16 protein-coding genes are annotated in these 17,391 nt (G+C 73.6%); 8 read left to right on the forward strand and 8 right to left on the reverse strand.

Annotated elements, in window-relative coordinates; genetic code table 11:
- Positions 1-575: 575 nt before the first annotated feature.
- Positions 576-908, forward strand: coding sequence for a hypothetical protein (locus tag TBIS_RS14835; protein WP_013133220.1), 333 nt, complete (start codon positions 576-578; stop codon positions 906-908).
- Positions 909-1,371: 463 nt separating this feature from the next.
- On the opposite strand, the gene ku is transcribed toward TBIS_RS14835, so the two are convergent.
- Positions 1,372-2,232: a non-homologous end joining protein Ku gene (gene ku, locus TBIS_RS14845; protein ID WP_013133221.1), complete on the reverse strand. Its 861-nt coding sequence runs from the start codon at positions 2,230-2,232 to the stop codon at positions 1,372-1,374.
- Positions 2,233-2,394: 162 nt separating this feature from the next.
- On the opposite strand from ku, the gene ligD reads away from it, so the two are divergent.
- The 4 genes from ligD (at position 2,395) to TBIS_RS14865 (ending at position 4,564) form a co-directional block, all read left to right on the forward strand.
- Positions 2,395-3,276 carry a non-homologous end-joining DNA ligase gene (gene ligD, locus TBIS_RS14850; RefSeq protein WP_013133222.1) on the forward strand — a complete coding sequence of 294 codons (882 nt, stop codon included), beginning with the start codon at positions 2,395-2,397 and terminating at the stop codon, positions 3,274-3,276.
- 68 nt (positions 3,277-3,344) lie between these two features.
- Positions 3,345-3,545, forward strand: coding sequence for a hypothetical protein (locus tag TBIS_RS14855; protein ID WP_013133223.1), 201 nt, complete (start codon positions 3,345-3,347; stop codon positions 3,543-3,545).
- A gap of 73 nt (positions 3,546-3,618) precedes the next feature.
- Complete coding sequence (locus tag TBIS_RS14860) at positions 3,619-4,239, forward strand: TetR/AcrR family transcriptional regulator (protein WP_013133224.1); 621 nt, start codon at positions 3,619-3,621, stop codon at positions 4,237-4,239.
- Between the two features lie 94 nt (positions 4,240-4,333).
- On the forward strand, positions 4,334-4,564 hold the full coding sequence (locus TBIS_RS14865; RefSeq protein ID WP_013133225.1) for a DUF3107 domain-containing protein: 231 nt from the start codon (positions 4,334-4,336) through the stop codon (positions 4,562-4,564).
- A gap of 241 nt (positions 4,565-4,805) precedes the next feature.
- On the opposite strand, the gene TBIS_RS14870 is transcribed toward TBIS_RS14865, so the two are convergent.
- Complete coding sequence (locus tag TBIS_RS14870) at positions 4,806-5,465, reverse strand: ferritin-like fold-containing protein (protein WP_041431659.1); 660 nt, start codon at positions 5,463-5,465, stop codon at positions 4,806-4,808.
- Positions 5,466-5,781: 316 nt separating this feature from the next.
- Between TBIS_RS14870 and TBIS_RS14875 the strand changes: the two genes are divergently transcribed.
- Positions 5,782-7,638, forward strand: coding sequence for a DEAD/DEAH box helicase (locus TBIS_RS14875; protein ID WP_013133227.1), 1,857 nt, complete (start codon positions 5,782-5,784; stop codon positions 7,636-7,638).
- A 421-nt stretch (positions 7,639-8,059) separates the two neighbouring features.
- Positions 8,060-8,938, forward strand: a complete 879-nt coding sequence (locus TBIS_RS14880; protein WP_013133228.1) for an alpha/beta fold hydrolase — start codon at positions 8,060-8,062, stop codon at positions 8,936-8,938.
- Positions 8,939-8,947: 9 nt separating this feature from the next.
- On the opposite strand, the gene TBIS_RS14885 is transcribed toward TBIS_RS14880, so the two are convergent.
- The 3 genes from TBIS_RS14885 to TBIS_RS14895 all read right to left on the reverse strand — a co-directional run bounded on the left by TBIS_RS14885 (position 8,948) and on the right by TBIS_RS14895 (position 11,350).
- Positions 8,948-9,868 (reverse strand): RecB family exonuclease, encoded by a 921-nt coding sequence (locus tag TBIS_RS14885; protein WP_013133229.1) that lies wholly within the window; start codon positions 9,866-9,868, stop codon positions 8,948-8,950.
- Between the two features lie 9 nt (positions 9,869-9,877).
- Entirely contained in the window at positions 9,878-10,585 is a 708-nt protein-coding gene (locus TBIS_RS14890) for an MBL fold metallo-hydrolase (RefSeq protein WP_013133230.1), read from the reverse strand.
- Between the two features lie 117 nt (positions 10,586-10,702).
- Entirely contained in the window at positions 10,703-11,350 is a 648-nt protein-coding gene (locus TBIS_RS14895) for a DUF6758 family protein (RefSeq protein ID WP_013133231.1), read from the reverse strand.
- Between the two features lie 73 nt (positions 11,351-11,423).
- On the opposite strand from TBIS_RS14895, the gene TBIS_RS14900 reads away from it, so the two are divergent.
- Positions 11,424-11,828: an NUDIX hydrolase gene (locus TBIS_RS14900; RefSeq protein ID WP_013133232.1), complete on the forward strand. Its 405-nt coding sequence runs from the start codon at positions 11,424-11,426 to the stop codon at positions 11,826-11,828.
- A 293-nt stretch (positions 11,829-12,121) separates the two neighbouring features.
- On the opposite strand, the gene TBIS_RS14905 is transcribed toward TBIS_RS14900, so the two are convergent.
- The 3 genes from TBIS_RS14905 to TBIS_RS14915 form a co-directional block, all read right to left on the reverse strand.
- Entirely contained in the window at positions 12,122-14,983 is a 2,862-nt protein-coding gene (locus tag TBIS_RS14905) for a hypothetical protein (RefSeq protein WP_013133233.1), read from the reverse strand.
- 124 nt (positions 14,984-15,107) lie between these two features.
- Positions 15,108-16,013, reverse strand: a complete 906-nt coding sequence (locus TBIS_RS14910) for a CPBP family intramembrane glutamic endopeptidase (protein WP_013133234.1) — start codon at positions 16,011-16,013, stop codon at positions 15,108-15,110.
- Positions 16,014-16,320: 307 nt separating this feature from the next.
- Positions 16,321-17,259, reverse strand: coding sequence for an HpcH/HpaI aldolase/citrate lyase family protein (locus TBIS_RS14915; RefSeq protein WP_013133235.1), 939 nt, complete (start codon positions 17,257-17,259; stop codon positions 16,321-16,323).
- Positions 17,260-17,391 lie beyond the last annotated feature (132 nt).

Consider the following 17,391-nt stretch of genomic DNA (forward strand, 5'->3'; position numbering starts at 1 on the left):
TGTGGCCGCCCTACCGTGGCGCACCGCCGGCCGCGCCGTGCCACGCCCGGCGGCAGACCCCCACGCCCCGGGACACCGGGTCGAGAGCACGGGAACCGGCACGCCGGATCGCCGCATCACGGGCTCTGGAACCGCGTGAGACAGCCGCCCCCTGCGGCCCGCGCCGCCCGTTCCCCGGTTCCCGGATGGCAGGCCGTACCGTACGCCGGAGCCGGGTGAGGACGCCCGCCTCGCCGTACGGCATGCCGTATGCGGCGCACGCCATTGGCGGGTCCGGTCATCCGGGCACGAAATCCGGAATGGCCACGCAATCCACTGGGATATCGCGCGGCACCATGTACCCACGACCGGAATCGCCGAATCAGCCGGCCCAGGATGAGAAAGTCATTGATCGGCGAAGAATTCTTATAGAGCGGAAACACTTCCCCAAAGATCAAGCCCCGCGTTTGTTCAGCCAGCACCTCGGTAATATCCGACACTGCGGGACATACAAGGCATACGTGATATTCATGACATTCCACACCCAGTGGGGATCCCGCGAAATGGGCAGCCGATCCTTGCGAGGAGGACACGAAATGCCCAGAATTCGCAATCTGCTCCTCGGAGTGGCGGTGGGTGCCGCCGTGAGCACCGGTGCCGCCGGCATCGCCACCCTCACCACGGCCACCGCGGCGAACGCCTCACCGCTGCCCCAGAGCAGCCACGGCTGGCACGGCCCGCACTGGGGCTGCTGGGGCTGGCACACGCTGCACGCCGCGAAGAAGTGCCAGTGCCACAAGAAGACGAGCCACTACAAGAAGAAGCACTACAAGACCGGCCACAAGCACGGCGCGCTGAAGCAGATCAGCAAGGATGACGCCGTGGTCATCATCGCGACGGGCGACGCGGTGGTGGACTACGAGGACTGATCGGATCGGCGATCGCCCGTTCCCGCTGTGACGGGCCGGCCGGGCTGGGGACGCGGGACAGCCGCATCCTGACCGGCCGGAACGTCACGCCACCGCACCTGAGAAGAAGAAGCTCCGGCGGACGCCGGTCCGCCGGAGCGCCCGCCCGTACGGGATCGGCCGCGGCTTCCCCACGCCGCCCCGGGCGACCCCATCCCCCACCTCGCACGGATGGACTCCCCACCCGCGGACGGATCGGAATCGGACGTCATCCCCGAGCGATCCGCGGAAGCCATCCAAAGGAGCGATCCGGGTCCCGCCGCTCCGTTCCGGCCGGAGACGCCACCCGGCTCCGGCCCCGGCACGTTCCGGGCGGAACGCCACCTCTCCGGCTCCGGCCCCGGCACGTTCCGGGCGGAACGCCACCTCTCCGGCTCCGGCCCAGAGCACGGGCCGGTACCACCGACCGGTACCCGTCGTCCGCTCAGGCCGACCGCTTGGCCCGCCGCTTCCGCGGCGCCTTCTCCTCGCCGGCCGCGGGCTCCTGCTCCGCCTGCCGGGCGGCGCGCGCCCGCTCCCGCTTCGCCGCCTCGACGCTGGCCCGCAGCGCGGCCATGAGGTCGACCGCCGGGCGCTCCTCGGCGGGGGCCTCGGGGGCGACGACCTCCTTGCCCGCAACCTTGGCCTCGATCACCTGCTGGAGCGCCTCCCGGTAGGCGTCCGAGTAGGCCGTGGGGTCGAAGTCCTCGACCATCGTCTCGATCAGCGACTCGGCCATCTTCAGCTCCTGCGGCCGGACCTCCACGGTCTCCTTCAGGAACGGGAAGGCGGCCTCCCGCACCTCGTCCGGCCACAGCATGGTCTCCAGCACGAACACCCCGTCACGGACGCGGAGCGTGGCGAGCGACTCCCGCTGCCGGAGCGCGATCTTGACCACAGCGACCCGGCCGGACCGGGCGAGCGCGTCCCGGAGCAGCACGTACGCCTTGGTCCCCTGCGCCTCGGGCTCCAGGTAGTACGACTTGGCGAAGTAGATCGGGTCGATCTGATCGGCGGAGGTGAACTGCAGCACGTCGATCCGGCGGGAGGTGCTGAGCGGCAGCTCGGCGAAGTCCTCGTCGGTCAGGATCACGACCTCGCCGGTGGGCAGCTCGTACCCCTTGGCGATCTCGCCGTACGGGACCTCCGCGCCGTCGACGGAGCAGACCCGCTTGTACTTGATCCGCCCGCCGTCGGTGCGGTGCACCTGGTGGAAGGTGACGTCCTTCTGCTCGGTCGCCGGGTACAGCTTCACCGGGATGGTGACCAGCCCGAACGAGATGGCGCCCTTCCAGATGCTCCGCATGCTCACATTCTCGCTTCTTCGTTCGAAATCGGATCCGGGTGCTACAAGAGACTCGCCTCCTGGGCAGGTACCCACTGCGGCGGCGCCGTACCAGGCCGCCGAGCCGCGTGCGGCGGCCCCGTCCCCGGACCGGGCGGGCCCCCGAGGCGGAAGGAGCCGGAGATGACGGCGAACGTGCGGGTACGGGTGGACGGCCGTGACCTCGCCCTGAGCAACCTGGACAAGGTCCTCTACCCCGACACCGGCTTCACCAAGGCGGAGGTCATCGACTACTACGCCAGGATCGCGCCGGTGATGCTCCCGCACCTGCGGGACCGGCCGCTCACCGTCACGCGCTACCCGGACGGCGCCGGCGGGGAGGGCTTCTACGAGAAGAACGCCCCCGCGCACACCCCCGACTGGGTCCGTACCGTGACCCTCCCGGCCAAGGGCAGCACCAAACAGCGCGACCGGATCGACTTCGCGCTCGTCAACGATCTGCCCACCCTGGTCTACTACGCCAACCTGGCCGCGCTGGAGATCCACGTCCCGATGTGGCGGGTCGGCGCGGACGGCACGCCGCTCCCCCCGGACACGCTCGTCTTCGACCTCGACCCCGGCGCCCCGGCCACGATCGTCGACTGCTGCCGGGTCGCCCTGCTGCTCCGCGACGCGCTCGCCGGCGACGGCCTGACCGGCTGCGTGAAGACCAGCGGGAAGAAGGGCATCCAGGTTTACGTTCCATGGGAGCGCGGGCACGGCACCGCCGAGTACGCCCGGCGGCTCGCCAGAACGCTCGAGGCGGAGCACCCCTTCGTGACGAGCGTGATGGCGAAACGGGCCCGGCCGGGGAAGGTGTTCATCGACTGGAGCCAGAACAACCCGGCGAAGACCACCATCGCCCCGTACTCGCTGCGGGCCGGCCGGCTGCCCACGGTCTCCACGCCGGTGCGGTGGGCGGAGGTCGAGGCGTGCGACAGCCCGGACGCGCTCACGTTCACCGCCTCCGACGTGCTGGAACGCGTGGCCGAGCACGGTGATCTGTTCCAGCCGGGCCGTGCTTAGCCTGAGCGGCCCGCGGGCCGTAAGGTGGACGTGTCGCTGCAAGCCTTTCGAACGGGAGGACGTGCCAGATGACCGAGAAGGACGCGCTCGACGAGGTCGAGGAGCTCTCGATCGAGGCCCCCGAGGCGGACGCGGTCGAGCAGCACCGGCCGGTCACCGTCCCGGAGCAGGACCGTCGCCTTCCGACGCGGATCCCGTTCGACGCCGACCCGGCGGACGTGGCGGACCAAGAGCGTGAAGTCGACCTCGATGACGAGGACTATCGCTGACCTGCGTTACCGGCGCGTAGGATGAGCCCCCGGGGCGGCGAGCCCCTGTAGCACACCGCACGAGGAGACTGCCGTGACCGCTACCCCGGACGCCAAGCCCCGGGGCACCCGGCTCCCCCGGATGGCCCGTCGCCGTCAGCTGCTGCGCGCGGCGCAAGAAGTGTTCGTGGAGAACGGCTACCACGCGGCCGCGATGGACGAGATCGCCGAGCGGGCGGGCGTCAGCAAGCCGGTTCTCTATCAGCACTTCCCGGGGAAGCTCGAACTCTACCTCGCCCTGCTCGACCAGCACGTCGACGACATCGTGGCCCGCTGCCGGCAGGCGCTCGCGTCGACGACGGACAACAAGCAGCGCGTGTACGCGGCGATCAACGCGTTCTTCGACTTCGTGTCGAGCCAGGGAGAGGCGTTCCGGCTCGTGTTCGAGTCGGATCTGCGCAACGTGGCCGCCGTGCGTCAGCGCATGGAGCGCTCCCTGCGCGAGTGCGCGGACGCGATCAGCCAGGTGATCCAGGAGGACACCGGCTGCTCCGCCGACGAGGCCCACCTGCTCGGGGTCGGCCTGGTCGGCATGGCCGAGGTCAGCGCCCGTTACTGGCTGCGCAGCCACGGCTCGATCCCCAAGGACGCGGCCGTTCAGCTCATCGCCCGGCTCGCCTGGCGGGGCATCAGCGGTTTCCCCCGCACCGGCTGAGGGGCCGCTGTTCGCTTGACGCGATCCGACGCCCCAAGGCCGTGCTCGGCGATGACCATGGGTAGGGACCGGCCTACGGCGAAAGGGGAGCCGCATGGAAGTCAAGATCGCCATACGAGCGGTCCACCGGGAACTGGTCCTGGAGACCGACCTGACGGCCGACGAGATCGAGGAGCAGGTCCGTCAGGCGCTCGCCCACGACAAGGGCGTCTTCTCGCTCACCGACACCAAGGGTCGCCGCGTGGTGATCCCCGTGGCGTCGCTCGGCTTCGTCGAGATCGGCGAGGACGAGCAGCGCCCGGTCGGCTTCGGCGGGACGCTCTGACGGCTCCTCACCGATCGCCGTACGGCACGGCGGCGGATCGCCGCGAGGCGATCGTCAGCACGACATGAGCGGGCGGCCTCCCGCACGGGCGGTGAGGCCGCTTCCGTTTTCGGGCGCTTCCGGCCGGGCGCTTCCGACCGGACGGGGCACGCGTCCGCCACGCGTACCGGCCGGCCCCGGCGGCCGGACGAGCGGCCCGTATCCGCCGGGACGCCGGCCCGCGACCGACCCCGCTCCGCGCTCAGGGGCCCGGGGTGAGCCCGAGCGCGCTCATCCGCTTTCCGTGCTCCTCGGTGAGCTGCGCGAACAACTTGCTGATCCCGGCCAGGTCCTCACCCTCGCCCGCCACGAGCAGCGCGGCGAGCTGCGGGCGGGCCACCGCGACATGGTGGGCCTGGGCGAGCGCCTCCCCCACCAGCCGCCGGGCGTAGAGGGCGAGCCGCCCGCTCAGCCGGGGATCGGCGTCGAGCGCCGCGCGCACCCGCTCCACCACGAACTCCGACCGATCGTCCTCGGCGAGCACCTGCTCGACCAGCTCCCGGATCTCCGAGTCGGCACGCCGGGCCGCCTCACGGTAGAAGTCCCCGGCGATCCCGATGCCCACGTACGCCTTCACCAGCGCCTCCGGCCAGTCCTTCGGCGTCGTGAGCCGGTGCCACTCGTCGATGGCCCCGACGAACGGGGCCATCGCCTCACCGGGATCGATCCCGAGGGACTCGAGCTTGTCGCGCAGCAGGCGGAAGTGCCGGTGTTCGTTGGCGGCCACGTCGGCCAGCGCCGCTCGATCGTTCAGCGTGGGGGCGTGCGCGACGGCGTCCTCGGCCATCCGGAGGAACGCGGTGAGCTCCCCGTACGCGAGCACGCCCAACAGATCCACGGTGCCAGGAGCGCAATCAGTCATGGCTGCAGGGTACGTTCCCCGGGCGCACCCCATCCGCGCCGCTCCGGCGTGCCGTACGGAACCGGAGGTTCTACCGTGCGGTTCTTGGCGTCTTTCCCGGGAAAGGTGCTGAAATCCGCGGCAGGTTGTGGTATCGAGTAGACTGATCCGTGAAGGCGCGACCGCACTGTGTTGATCCGGGGGTTTCGTTTCCCTGGATCCGGAAGTGGGGAGGCCGCGGTCGCTCATCACGATGAGGGCGTGACAGACCGCCGTGGACGTGGACCGGGAAGGATCTGCCGGCCAGCATGTCCCGGAAGATCCGCCTTCACACCGATTGAGGCAGGCAACCCTGACGAAGACGTTCCGAGACCTGGGTGTAATCCCGGAGATCGCAGATGCCCTGGAGACCGAGGGCATCGTCACACCGTTCCCGATCCAGGAGATGGCCCTGCCCCTGGCACTGTCCGGGCAGGACATCATCGGGCAGGCGCGCACCGGAACGGGTAAGACGTATGCCTTCGGCATTCCGACGCTCCAGCTCATCGGCAAGCCGAGGAAGAACCGCAAGAAGCCCCGCGGGCTGATCCTCGCGCCGACCCGTGAGCTCGCGCTGCAGGTCACCGAGGATCTGGTTCTCGCCGCCGGCAAGCTCGGCACGCGGATCACCACCGTGTACGGTGGCCGCGCCTACGAGCCGCAGATCGAGGCGCTGAAGAACGGTGTCGACGTGGTCGTCGGCACGCCGGGCCGGCTGCTGGACCTGGTGAACCAGAAGCACCTCGATCTCAGTCAGATCGCCATCCTCGTCCTCGACGAAGCGGACCGCATGCTCGATCTCGGGTTCCTCCCCGACATCGAGCGGATCATCAAGCTGCTGCCCGAGAAGCGGCAGACGATGCTCTTCTCGGCGACCATGCCGGGGGAGATCGTCGCCCTCTCGCGCCGCTACCTGAACCGGCCCACCCACATCCGGGCGGAGATCGCGGAGATCGAGGCGGAGACGAAGCCGCGGACGACGCAGTTCGTCTACCGCACGCACCGCATGGACAAGATCGAGATCCTCGCCCGGGTACTGCAGAGCACCGAGCTCACGCTGGCGATGGTGTTCTGCGAGACCAAGCGGGCCTGTGACATGGTGGCGAACCAGCTCCGCGACCGGGGCTTCGCCGTGGCGGCCGTCCACGGCGACCTGAGCCAGAGCCAGCGCGAGCAGGCCCTGCGCGCCTTCCGCAACGGCAAGATCAACGTGCTCGTCGCGACCGACGTGGCGGCGCGCGGGATCGACGTGGACGACGTCACCCACGTCATCAACTACGACCTGCCGCAGGACGAGAAGACCTACATCCACCGCATCGGCCGCACCGGCCGCGCCGGCCGGTCCGGGGTCGCCATCACGTTCGTCGAGTGGACCGAGCTGGCGCGGTGGATGCTCATCAACAGCGCGCTGGGCCTCGGCATCCCGGACCCGGTGGAGACCTACTCGAGCTCGCCGCACCTCTACAGCGACCTCCACATCCCCGAGGGCGCCAAGGGCGTGCTGCCGCGCGACCAGCGGGTGCGCGCCGGGCTCGAGGCCGAGGAGCTCGACGACTCCGGCGACACCGGCCGCTCCCGGTCGCGTGAGGACCGGGAGGAGCGGCGGTCGTCCCGCAGGGAGCGCCGCCGTACCCGGGGCGGGCGCGCCCAGCAGACCGCCGAGCCGGCCACGGCGCCGTCCGCCGAAGCCCAGGACGGAGCCCAGGAGATCAAGCAGAGCGCGGCGGAGAGCACCTCGGGCCGGCGGAGCCGGCGGGGGGCGAACCGCGCCGCGCTGAGCGACGCGCTCGCCGACATCCCGGCGGTGGGCGCCGAGCCCGCGCCGGAGCCGGCCGAGAGCGAGCCGGAGGGCAAGCCCGCCCGCCGCGGGACCCGCCGTTCGGCGGCGAGCGAGGAGCTCGCCCAGACCGACCGGCGCGCGGCCGACCGGGCGGACACCGACGCAGATGAGGGGGCCGACCAGCCGGTGGACGAGAGCATGACCGACCGGGTCACCAGGCCCGAGCCGGAGCGGATCATCCCGTCGAGCCCGTTCGAGGTGGTGTTCCGGGCGCCGGTCCTCGCGATCGACGACGAGGACGATGACACGGCGCCGCCCGTGATGCCGGAGCGCCCGGCGTCGCGCCGCCGCCGTTCGCGGTCCCGCCGCCGCTGACCGGTCGCCCCAATGGGTGGCGGCTTCTCTCACCCAGCGGGTATGACCAGGCCAAGGAGGCGGAAAGATGATCACGGTGACCGCCGTGCGGCTCGCGGCGCCGTCACCCCCGGAAATGCGGGGTATGGTGGTGGCGCGTGAGCGGACACGGGCTTACCACATGGTCGGAGGTTCGGGCGTCGTCGGCCGCTGCGGTCGCGACGGACTCTCCCGGGCGCCGTGCCGCCGCCCCCGACGTGGCGGAGTCCGGCCGGTTGCGCACCCCATGCGGGCCGCGTACCCCCGGAGGCCGGCCGAGGCTCCGCTCCGGACCGCCGCAGCGTCTCCCGCTGCCGGGCGAGCACGGAGTACGGCGCCGGCCGCGTGACCGCGGTAGGCAACGGAACCAACCGACTCTACCGAGCAGGGTGGAGGATTTTTCGTGAGTACGCCGCGTTTCCTGACCCTCCCCCCGGGTGTCAGCGTTAAGCAGATCGAAACGCCGCTGGGCTCGTTCGCCGCCTTGGAGGCCCTGCCCGTCAACGGGGTGGCGGAACGCTGGCCCGCCCTCCTCGTGCCCGGGTACACGGGCAGCAAGGAGGACTTCCTTGCGATCCTGCAACCGCTCGCCCAGGCCGGCCGCAGGGTGGTCGCCATCGACATGCGCGGGCAGTACGAGACGCCGGGGCCGGACGACCCAGCGGCGTACACCTGCGCGGCCCTCGGCGCCGACGTAGCCGCGGTGGCCGAGGTGGTGGGACAGGGCGAGCCCGTGCATCTGCTCGGCCATTCGTTCGGCGGCCTGGTCACCCGGGAGACCGTGCTGAAGGGGTCGGCCAAGCTCGCCTCGTTCACGCTGATGAGCTCCGGCCCGGGGGCGATCGTGGGCCCGCGTGAGCGCCTGGGCCGGGAGCTGCTCGCCGAGCTCCCCGAGCACGGCATCGACTACATCTGGGCGAACCGGCTTGAGCCCGACGCGATCAACGCCGGCGTGCCGGAGGAGATCATCGCGTTCCTGCGCAAGCGGCTGCTCGCCAACAACCCCACCGGCCTGGTCGCCATGGCCCATGAGGTGCTGAGCGCGCCGGACCGGGTGGACGAGCTCGCCCGGTGCGGGCTCGACATCCTCGTCCTGTACGGCGAGCACGACGACGGCTGGCCGCCCGAGCTCCAGGCGGAGATGGCCCGCCGGCTCGACGCGGAGTGCGTGGTGATCCCCGGCGCGGTCCACTCGCCGGCCGTCGAGGCCCCGGAGACCACGGCACACGCGCTCACCAGGTTCTGGAACACCGCCGAGGCCCGCATGATCCAGCGCGGCTGAGCCGCCGGATCAGCCGTCGGCCTCGGCCTCCTCGGCCAGGCCGTCCCACGGCCGGCGGTCGGGCGAGGCCGCCCGGCCTTCGGCGCAGTGGCGGCGGAAGTCGCACCACGAGCAGAGCGGCCCGGGGTTCGGCGGGAAGAGACGGTCGATCTCCGGCGGTACCCCGGCCGCGGTGCCGCCGTCGCGCGCCGGCCGCTCTCCGGCGCGCCGCCGGGGCGCCCGGCCGGCCCAGGCGCGGTACGCCTCGTCGGCGGCCGCCGCCTCCTCGGCGATCTCCTCGGCCCGGCGCAGGTGCCGGGCGAGCGAGTCCTCGGTGTGCTCCCATGCCGCGACCGCGCCGGTCGGCACGTGGTGGAGCTCCACCCGGGAGCAGGGCAGGCGCAGCATCCGGGACGCGGAGATCGCGTAGATCGCCAGGGCCAGCGAGCTCCGGGCGTCCTGCTCGGTCGGCGGCCTCCGTCCGGTCTTGTAGTCCACCACCACGAGCTCGCCGTCCCGGTGGTCGATCCGGTCCACCCGGCCGGAGACCGTGATCACCTCGGTGCGCGTGGCGACGACCCGCTCGACCCCGACCGGCTCGCACGCCGGGTCGAGCGTGCTCACGTACGCGGCGACCATCCGCCGGGCGCGCTCCCGCCACTGGGCCGACTGCTCCGCGTCGCGGAAGCCGTCCGTGATCCACACGCCCGCCACCAGCTCGGCGGCGGTCGCCGGGGTCCGCCGCTCGTACGGCGCGCGCCACCAGGCGGCGAGGGCGTTGTGGACCGAGGCGCCCAGGCTGTTGTGCGCCCACGGCGGCCCCTTGGGCGGGGCCGGCCGGTCGAGGTAGGTGAAGCGGTATCTGCGCCGGCAGTCGAGCCAGGTGTTCAGCCGGGACGGAGTGCACGAGTAGAGCCGCCTCGGCGTGATCCCGAGGCCGAGCTGCTCCATGATCCTCCGCTACTCGTCGGCCGTCAGCTTGATCCCGGACGCGGCCGTGCCGTCCGGCAGCAACGGCACCTCGGGGCCGGAGGACTCCATGAGCGACCCGGAGACCCACTTGTCGAACTGCGGCTCGACGTCGCCGATCGTGAACTCCTCCCCGTGCGCGGGGAGCACCCGGGTGTCGTGCGGCAGGGTGAGCAGCCGCTCCCCGATCACGGAGAGCTGGTCGGCGAGCGCCGGATACTCGTCGCCGAGCTTCCCGGGGCCGTCGGCGAGGAGGGTCTTCCCGGTGAAGACCACGCCGAGCTGCTCGCAGTAGAGCGACACCCCGCCCGGGGTGACCCCCGGCGTCTCGAGCACCTCGAGCTCCACGTCGGCCACGGAGAAGACCCCCTCGTCCTCCATTTCGACGTCGGGCCAGGTCTCCTCCCAGGTCTGCCGCCACAGGCGCTTGTCCTTGGGATGGAGCGCGATCACCGCCTCGTCCTTGGCGGCCACCTCGATCGCGGCGTCCACGTGGTCCGGCAGGCCATGGGTGCAGATGACCGCGAGCACCTCACGGTCGCCGACCTTCTCCAGGATCTTGTCGGCGTCCCGCGCGGGGTCGATGACGATCACTTCCTCGTCATCCCCGACGATCCAGGTGTTGTTCTCGACGTTGTACTCGACGCCCTCGATCTCGACCGGGCCCGAGGTCACCACTCGCTCGATACGCGCTGTCACGGTCAGAACCTTACTATCCGCCCCGGCGGGACGCCGTGCTCCTGAGAGCACCGGGAGGCGGACGCCGCGGCGCGGCCCGCGCGCGGGCCCGCAGCTCGGTGATCTCCGCGCGGCCCGCTACGCCCGGTTCCACTGCAGGCGGGGGGAGAAGGCGCCGAACGGCAGGTCGAGCGCTTGATCGTCGTCCCGCAGGTCGCGCAGGGTGAGGTCCTCGAGCTCGATCAGGCAGCCCACCTCGGCCGGCCACGTCACCGTCCACACCCAGTTGCCGAGCGCCTCCCCCACGTAGGCGGCCCGGTCGCCCGGGACGGCGGCGCCCGCGCACCAGAGCGCGACCGTGTGGCCCCGCAGCTCGATCGTGGCGTGCGGCGGGCCGGTGGCGAAGCCGTCCCCGGGGTCGGGGCCGGGCAGCCCGGCGAAGTTCGCGCCGAGGCCCACCCCCGGCTCCTCGGCGATGATCAGCATGTCGGCGGGGCCGTGGAGCACCGACGGGCCGGTGAGGGCGACCACGCTCGCCCGGAACCGGGTGCGCTCATCGCCCGCCGCGGCGAAGCCGCTCACCAGCCAGTTCGCCGGGAGCGGCCAGGGCAGCCAGACCGGGACCCGCGCATTGCTCGTCAGCGCCTCGAGCGCGCCGTTCGACGGGCGCCAGGGCGGCTGCAGCGGGAGGACGTCGCCGTGCGCGTCGCACCGCCAGGCGCTCGACCAGATATTCGGTTCATTCAGCGGCCCGAAGCACCGCGGGCATACCGGCGCGCCCCTCACAGTCGATCACCGCGCTTCCGGAGATGTGCTTACGTCAAGGGTACGCCCGTATACCCCGCTTACCCTGGATGAGGTGGAAACGATCAGGTGCGTCGGCGCCATCGTCGTCGGCGCGGACGGCCGGCTGCTGCTGATCCGGCGGGGGAATCCGCCGGGCGCCGGGCTCTGGTCCCTCCCGGGCGGCCGTGTCGAGCCCGGGGAGACCGACGAGCAGGCGCTCCGGCGCGAGCTGCGCGAGGAGACCGGCCTCGAGGTGGCCGTCGGCCCCCTCGCCGGAACCGTGGAGCGCCCCGGCCCGGGCGGAATCGTGTACGAGATCCACGACTACCTGGCCACCGTCACGGGCGGCCGTCTCGCCCCGGGGAGCGACGCGTCCGCGGCGCGCTGGTGCTCGCCGGCCGAGCTGCGCGGGCTCCCGCTCACCGAGGGCCTGCTCGACGCGCTCACCGCCTGGGGAGTCCTCGACACGCCCGTGTGACCCTGGCCGGGCATGGCCCCGTCCGGGCAGAACGGCGGAGGGCGACCGGATGTCCCCGGCCGCCGCGCCCCCGGCCATGCGATGCCCTCAACCGTACGACTCGCCCTCGCCGAGCGGCTCGTCCGTCGACCGTGCGGCTCGTCCGTCAACCGTGCGGCTCGGCTTCGGGCGAGCCCACCCGCGCCCCGCGCCGCCCGCCTGGGGGCCCGGCCGTACCGCCCCGCCGCTCGCTTCAGGCACCTGCCGCGCCGCCATGGCACACCGCTGGGCTCGGCCGTACCACCGCGGGGAGGTCAGCCGCCGGCCGCGGCCACCGTGGTGCGCCAGACGATGACGTGCTCGCCGTCCTCGTCCGCGGATCCCCCGACGCCCACCACCCGGTCGCCCGAGGCGGCGACCAGGCCGAGCCACTGGTCGCCCGGGCCGCCGAGGGGTTCCGCGGTCAGCGGGTGGCGGGTCCACGCCAGCCCGTCCGCGGAGAGCCACACCGTGCCGTCCCCGGCGCCGGCCGCGCCGTCCGCGCCCACCGCGACGAGGCCGCGGGCCGTGACCGCCACGTCGAGCACGGCGGCGGTCTCCTCGGCCGGCGGCCGGCCGTACCGCCAGGTCGCGCCGCCGTCGGTGGAGACGGCGGAGAACGGGCGGGCGCCGTCCCCGGTGGCGGCGGTGCCGAGCACCACGAGCGCCGACCGGACGCTCACCACGCGGTGCAGCGCCGCGGAGCGCGCCCCCGGCGGGAGCACCCGGGCCGCGGCCGTCCACGCTCTGCCGTCGGCGGAGCGCCAGACGATCCCGGTCTCCCGCCCGTCCCGGCCTGCCGAGCCCACGGCGGCGAAGCCGTCCGGGGTGGCGGTGACGCCGGCCAGTCGCACGCCGGCGCCCTCGTCCGGCAGGCTCTCCGCCGGGATGCGGGCGAACCGGGTGAGGTCCGCGGAGAACCACAGGGCCGGCCGCGCCCCGTCCGGGCCGTGGTCCTCGCCGGCGATCACATACCCCTGAGGGCCGGCCGCCACCGCGACCGGCGCGAGCGCCGGGTGATCGGCCGGCGCCTCGATCTCGGGGCCGGGGCGCCACGTCCGGCCGTCCGCCGAGGTGACGAGCAGCGGCCTGGTGAGCGCGGGCTCGGGCGTGGTGCTGCCGACGGCGAGCCAGCCCTCCGGGCCGTGGGCCACCCCGGTGAGCTCCTGCCGGCCCGGTCCCGACAGCGGGCCGGCCGGGCCGGCGGCCGCCCATCCGGCGCCGTCGCGGGCGGTCCAGATCGCCGCGTCGCCGTCCGCCGAGCCCACGGCGACGAACGTGCCGCCGGCCGCCGCGAGGTCCGCGACCTCCCCGGCATCCCGGCGCAGCCCGGCGATCCGCTCCGGCGGCACGGCGGTGACGGAGCCGCCCGCCCGCGCCGTGACCAGGACCGGGAGGTTCTCCACGTCGCCCCGGCCGCGCCGGTCGCCGCCCGCGACCAGCAGCCCGGCGCCGGTGATGGTGAGCCCGCGGAGCGTGCCGGGGATCTCGCCGAGCTCCGCGGCCCGGGTCCAGGCTCCGCCGTCCGCGCTGGTGTACGCCGTGTACCGGCCCCACTCGGTCTCGACGAGCGCGGCGACCCCGGCCTCCGACGCGCCCACGGCGCGCACCCCCGGCCCGTCCGGGCCGAGCCCGCCGATCGCCCCGCACCCGGTCCACCGCCCGCCGTCCGGCGAGCAGTACACCGGCACCCGGCCGTCCGCGGTCCGCTGCCGGACCGGGACGAGGACGAACCCCCGCTCGGTCGCGGCGAGCGCGCCCGGTTCCGCGCGCACGCCGGGGAGCGAGCTCTCCCCCGCCCGCCAGGTGCGGCCTCCGTCGTCCGACCGTAAGACCACCGAGGCGGAGCCGCCCGCGTCCGCGAGCGCCACCACCCGGTCCCCGCGCATCGCGATCGCGGCGATCCCGCCGATCCGCCCGGGAAGGCCGCCGCGGTCGTCCACCCGGGTCCACCGCTCCCCGTCGGGCGATAACCACACCACCGGGCCGGGGGTGCCGTCCGGGCGGGTGGTCACCCCGGCCGCGGCGAACCCCTGCTCGCCGCCGGCGAGGTCGCTGACCCGGTCCCCTGGGGCGAACGCGGCGAGCCGGGCCGGATCCACCGGGGTCCACGACCGGCCGTCCGCGGACGTCCACATCGCGTGCCCGGCCCGCCCGGTGGCGTCCGTGCCGACCGCGAGCCAGCGTCCGCCGCCGCTCGCCACCCGGCCTACCGCGCCGGCCGCTCCCGCGGCCGGGCCGAGCGTACGGCCGGCCTCCCAGGTCTCGCCCTCGTCCGGGGAGACCAGGAAGAGCGGCCTGGGCCGGGGGCCGGTGGTGTCGCTCCCGGCCGCCACGATCATGGAGCCCGCCGCGGCGACGGCGTTGAGCACGTGGCTGCGGCCGCCCCGCGCGGGGAAGGCGGCATCGGCCACCAGCCCTTCCCCGCCGGTGAGCCACCCGCCGTCCGCCGTCCCGCTCCGGAGGGCGAGCAGGCCGAGGGCTCCGGCGGCGAGACAGAGCGCGGCCACCACGGCGAGCACCACCGGCCTGCGGAGCAGGCCCCGGCCGTGGGCCCGCGCCGCCGCGGCGGGCGGCCGCCCGGGCACCGCGGGGAGGCGCGCAGGCCGGCGCACGGGCAGCGGCGGCGCCGCGGTGCCCTGGGCCGCGCGCGTGCCGCCGGCGTCCTCCTGGGAGCCCGCCCGCGGCGGGCCGGGGTCGGCTCCGGTGGAGCCCGCCCGGGGCCTGCGCGGCGGGCCGATCGCGACCAGGACATCGGGCCGGTCCGTCAGCCGCCGCGGCCTGCCGTCCGGCCGGATCCCGGCGGACAACGGGTCCCCGGGCCGCGCCGTCTCCCCCGGGCCCGCCTCGCCGTACGGCGTCGCGGGGTGTTCCGGCCCGGGTGCGGGCCCGGATGATCCGTCCCCGGCCGGCCGGGCCGTCTCCTCGGATTCACCCGCCCGCTCCGGCGCGGGCTCGGGGTGCGCGCCCCCGGGCCCCTCGGGCACCGGCCCGGCGGCGAACGCCCACGGGGGCGGCGCCGGCGGGGTGTGGTGGAGGGTGAACGGTGCGCCGTGGCTCGGCCGTGACCCGTCGGCCGGGTTCTCCTCGTCTGCGGTGGGCTGGGGGTCGCGGTCGTGTGGGCCCGACGAGGCCACGCTCACTGCCTCCTACCCGAGCGGCGTTCCGGTGCTCACGCGTGCGGCGTTGAAGATCTCGATCGATCTCTTACCCCGCCATGGATCCGCGGCAACACACGAGATCCCGCCGGGGCGGGGCGCGTCAGACCGCGTACCGGACGGCGCGCCTCCGGGCCATGGCGACGACGAGCACGAGGAAGACCACGAACTGCACGATCGTCCCGCTCAGGGTCTGCCAGGGAAGCGAGCCCTGCTCGAGCGCGCCCTCCAGATCGCCGGTCGCGGCGACGAACCCGAAGGCCGCCAGGTTGTTCACCGTGTGCAGGGCGATGGGCGCCTCGAGCCCGCCGGTGCGGATCGCCAGCCACCCCATGAGCACGCCGAACCCGAAGACGTACAGGATCCCCCAGTCGGTGTAGCCGTGGAGCGCGGTGAACGCGATCGACCCGAGGATGATCCCCGGCCACGGGTTGCCCAGGTAGGCGCCGAACGCCTGGATGACCCAGCCGCGGAAGAAGTACTCCTCGGCGGCCGCCTGGAACGGCACGAGCAGCAGGATGAGGACCGCCGCCGGGAGGAACGTCTCCCAGCCCGCCCAGCGCAGCCCGGGGTCGAGACCGGTGAGCGCCATGGTGACGATCTCGGCGGCCTGGCCGAGCGCCACCGCCGCCACCGCGACCAGCAGGCATCGGCCGAGCCAGTCCCAGCGCAGGCGGAAGGCGACCGACGAGAGCGAGCCCGGTGGCCGCCGCTGGACCAGCCACGCGGCGAGGTACACCACCGGGATGCCCATGGCGATCACCGCGAGGTTGATCCCGAGGTTGAACAGCGGGTCGGCGAACACCCGGCCGTCGTCGAAGACCATCGGCACGCCGGCCAGGAGCGAGATGGCCATGGCGAGGGTGGCGAGCAGCACCGTGCCCGCCAGGAAGCACACCACGATGAAGAGCGTGCCGACGATGGGCCGCCACCACCGGTGCACCGCCGTGCGGGCGAGCTGGTCGTAGGTGGTCCCGGGCGGCGGCGGCACGGTCCACGGGAGCCGCATGCCCGGTGGCCGCCATCCGGGGTACGGCGAGGACCCGTACGGCCACGGATGGGGCGGCTGGTAGGGCCCGTGGTACGGCCCCCGCGGTGGTTGCACCGGATACGGGGCGCCGTAGGGATGGGAACCCTGGTGCGGGCCGTGGTAGGGGCCTTGCCACGGTGCCGGGCCCTGCCACGGCGTGGGGCCGTGCCACGGCGCGCCCGGTGAAGGTCGGCTCATATGTCCATTCTTCGCCATTACCGGCCACCCCTACCCTCGCCCTGCGCGACCATGGCGCGCCGTTCCCCGGAGGGGTGAGCCGCGGCGGTCACCCGGGAGGGGTGAACCGCTTGGTCCGGGTGAGCCCGGCGGCCCGGCCCTTGGCCGCGACGACCAGGGCCATCTTCCGCGACGCCTCGTCGATCATCTCGTCGCCGAGCATGGCGGCGCCGCGCCGCTCCACGGTGGTGTAGTACTCGTACGCCTCGAGGATCAGCTCGGCGTGGTCGTAGTCGTCCTGCGACGGGGAGAACACCTCGTTGCCGGCCTCGATCTGGGAGGGGTGGAGCACCCACTTGCCGTCGAACCCGAGGGCGGCGGCACGGCGGGCCGCACGGCGGAACCCCTCCACGTCGCGGATCTGCAGGTACGGGCCGTCGATCGCCTGGAGGCCGTGGGCGCGGGCGGCCGTGAGGATCCGCATCAGGACGTAGTGGTAGGCGTCGCCCTCCTCGTAGCCGGGCGGCTGCTCGCCGACGACCAGGGTGCGCATGCCGATCGAGGCCATGAAGTCCGCGGGCCCGAAGACCAGCGTCTCCAGCCGCGGCGACGCCGCGGCGATCCGCTCGGCGTTCACCAGCCCGGTGGCGTCCTCGATCTGGGCCTCGATCCCGATCCGGCCCACGGGCAGCCCGGCCGCCCGTTCGACCTGGCCGAGCAGCGTGTCGAGCCAGACCACGTGGGACGGGTCGCTGACCTTCGGCAGCATGACGCAGTGGAGCCGGTCGCCGGCCGCCTCCACGACCTCGATCACGTCGCGGTAGCTCCACCGGGTGGTCGCGTCGTTGACCCGCACCGCCACGGTCTTGCCCGTCCAGTCGCCCTCGCGCAGGGCGGCCACCACGTTCGCGCGGGCCTCTTCTTTCACGGCGGGAGCGACGGAGTCCTCCAGGTCGAGGAAGACCTCGTCGGCGGCGAGCGTCTGTGCCTTCTCCAGGAACCGCGGGTTGCTCCCCGGCACGGCGAGGCAGGTACGTCGAGCGCGCATGGCCCACACCGTAGCCGGATGGGCCGCGCCCGGCGGAGCCCGGGTGGCGGGTTCCGGGCCGTGGTGGGCGGCGGGTTCCGGGCCTTGGTAGGAGTGCGACAACGGCGACCGGCATCAGCACCGGGTTTGGGC

This window comes from Thermobispora bispora DSM 43833 (genome assembly GCF_000092645.1).
GTDB lineage: Bacteria > Actinomycetota > Actinomycetes > Streptosporangiales > Streptosporangiaceae > Thermobispora > Thermobispora bispora.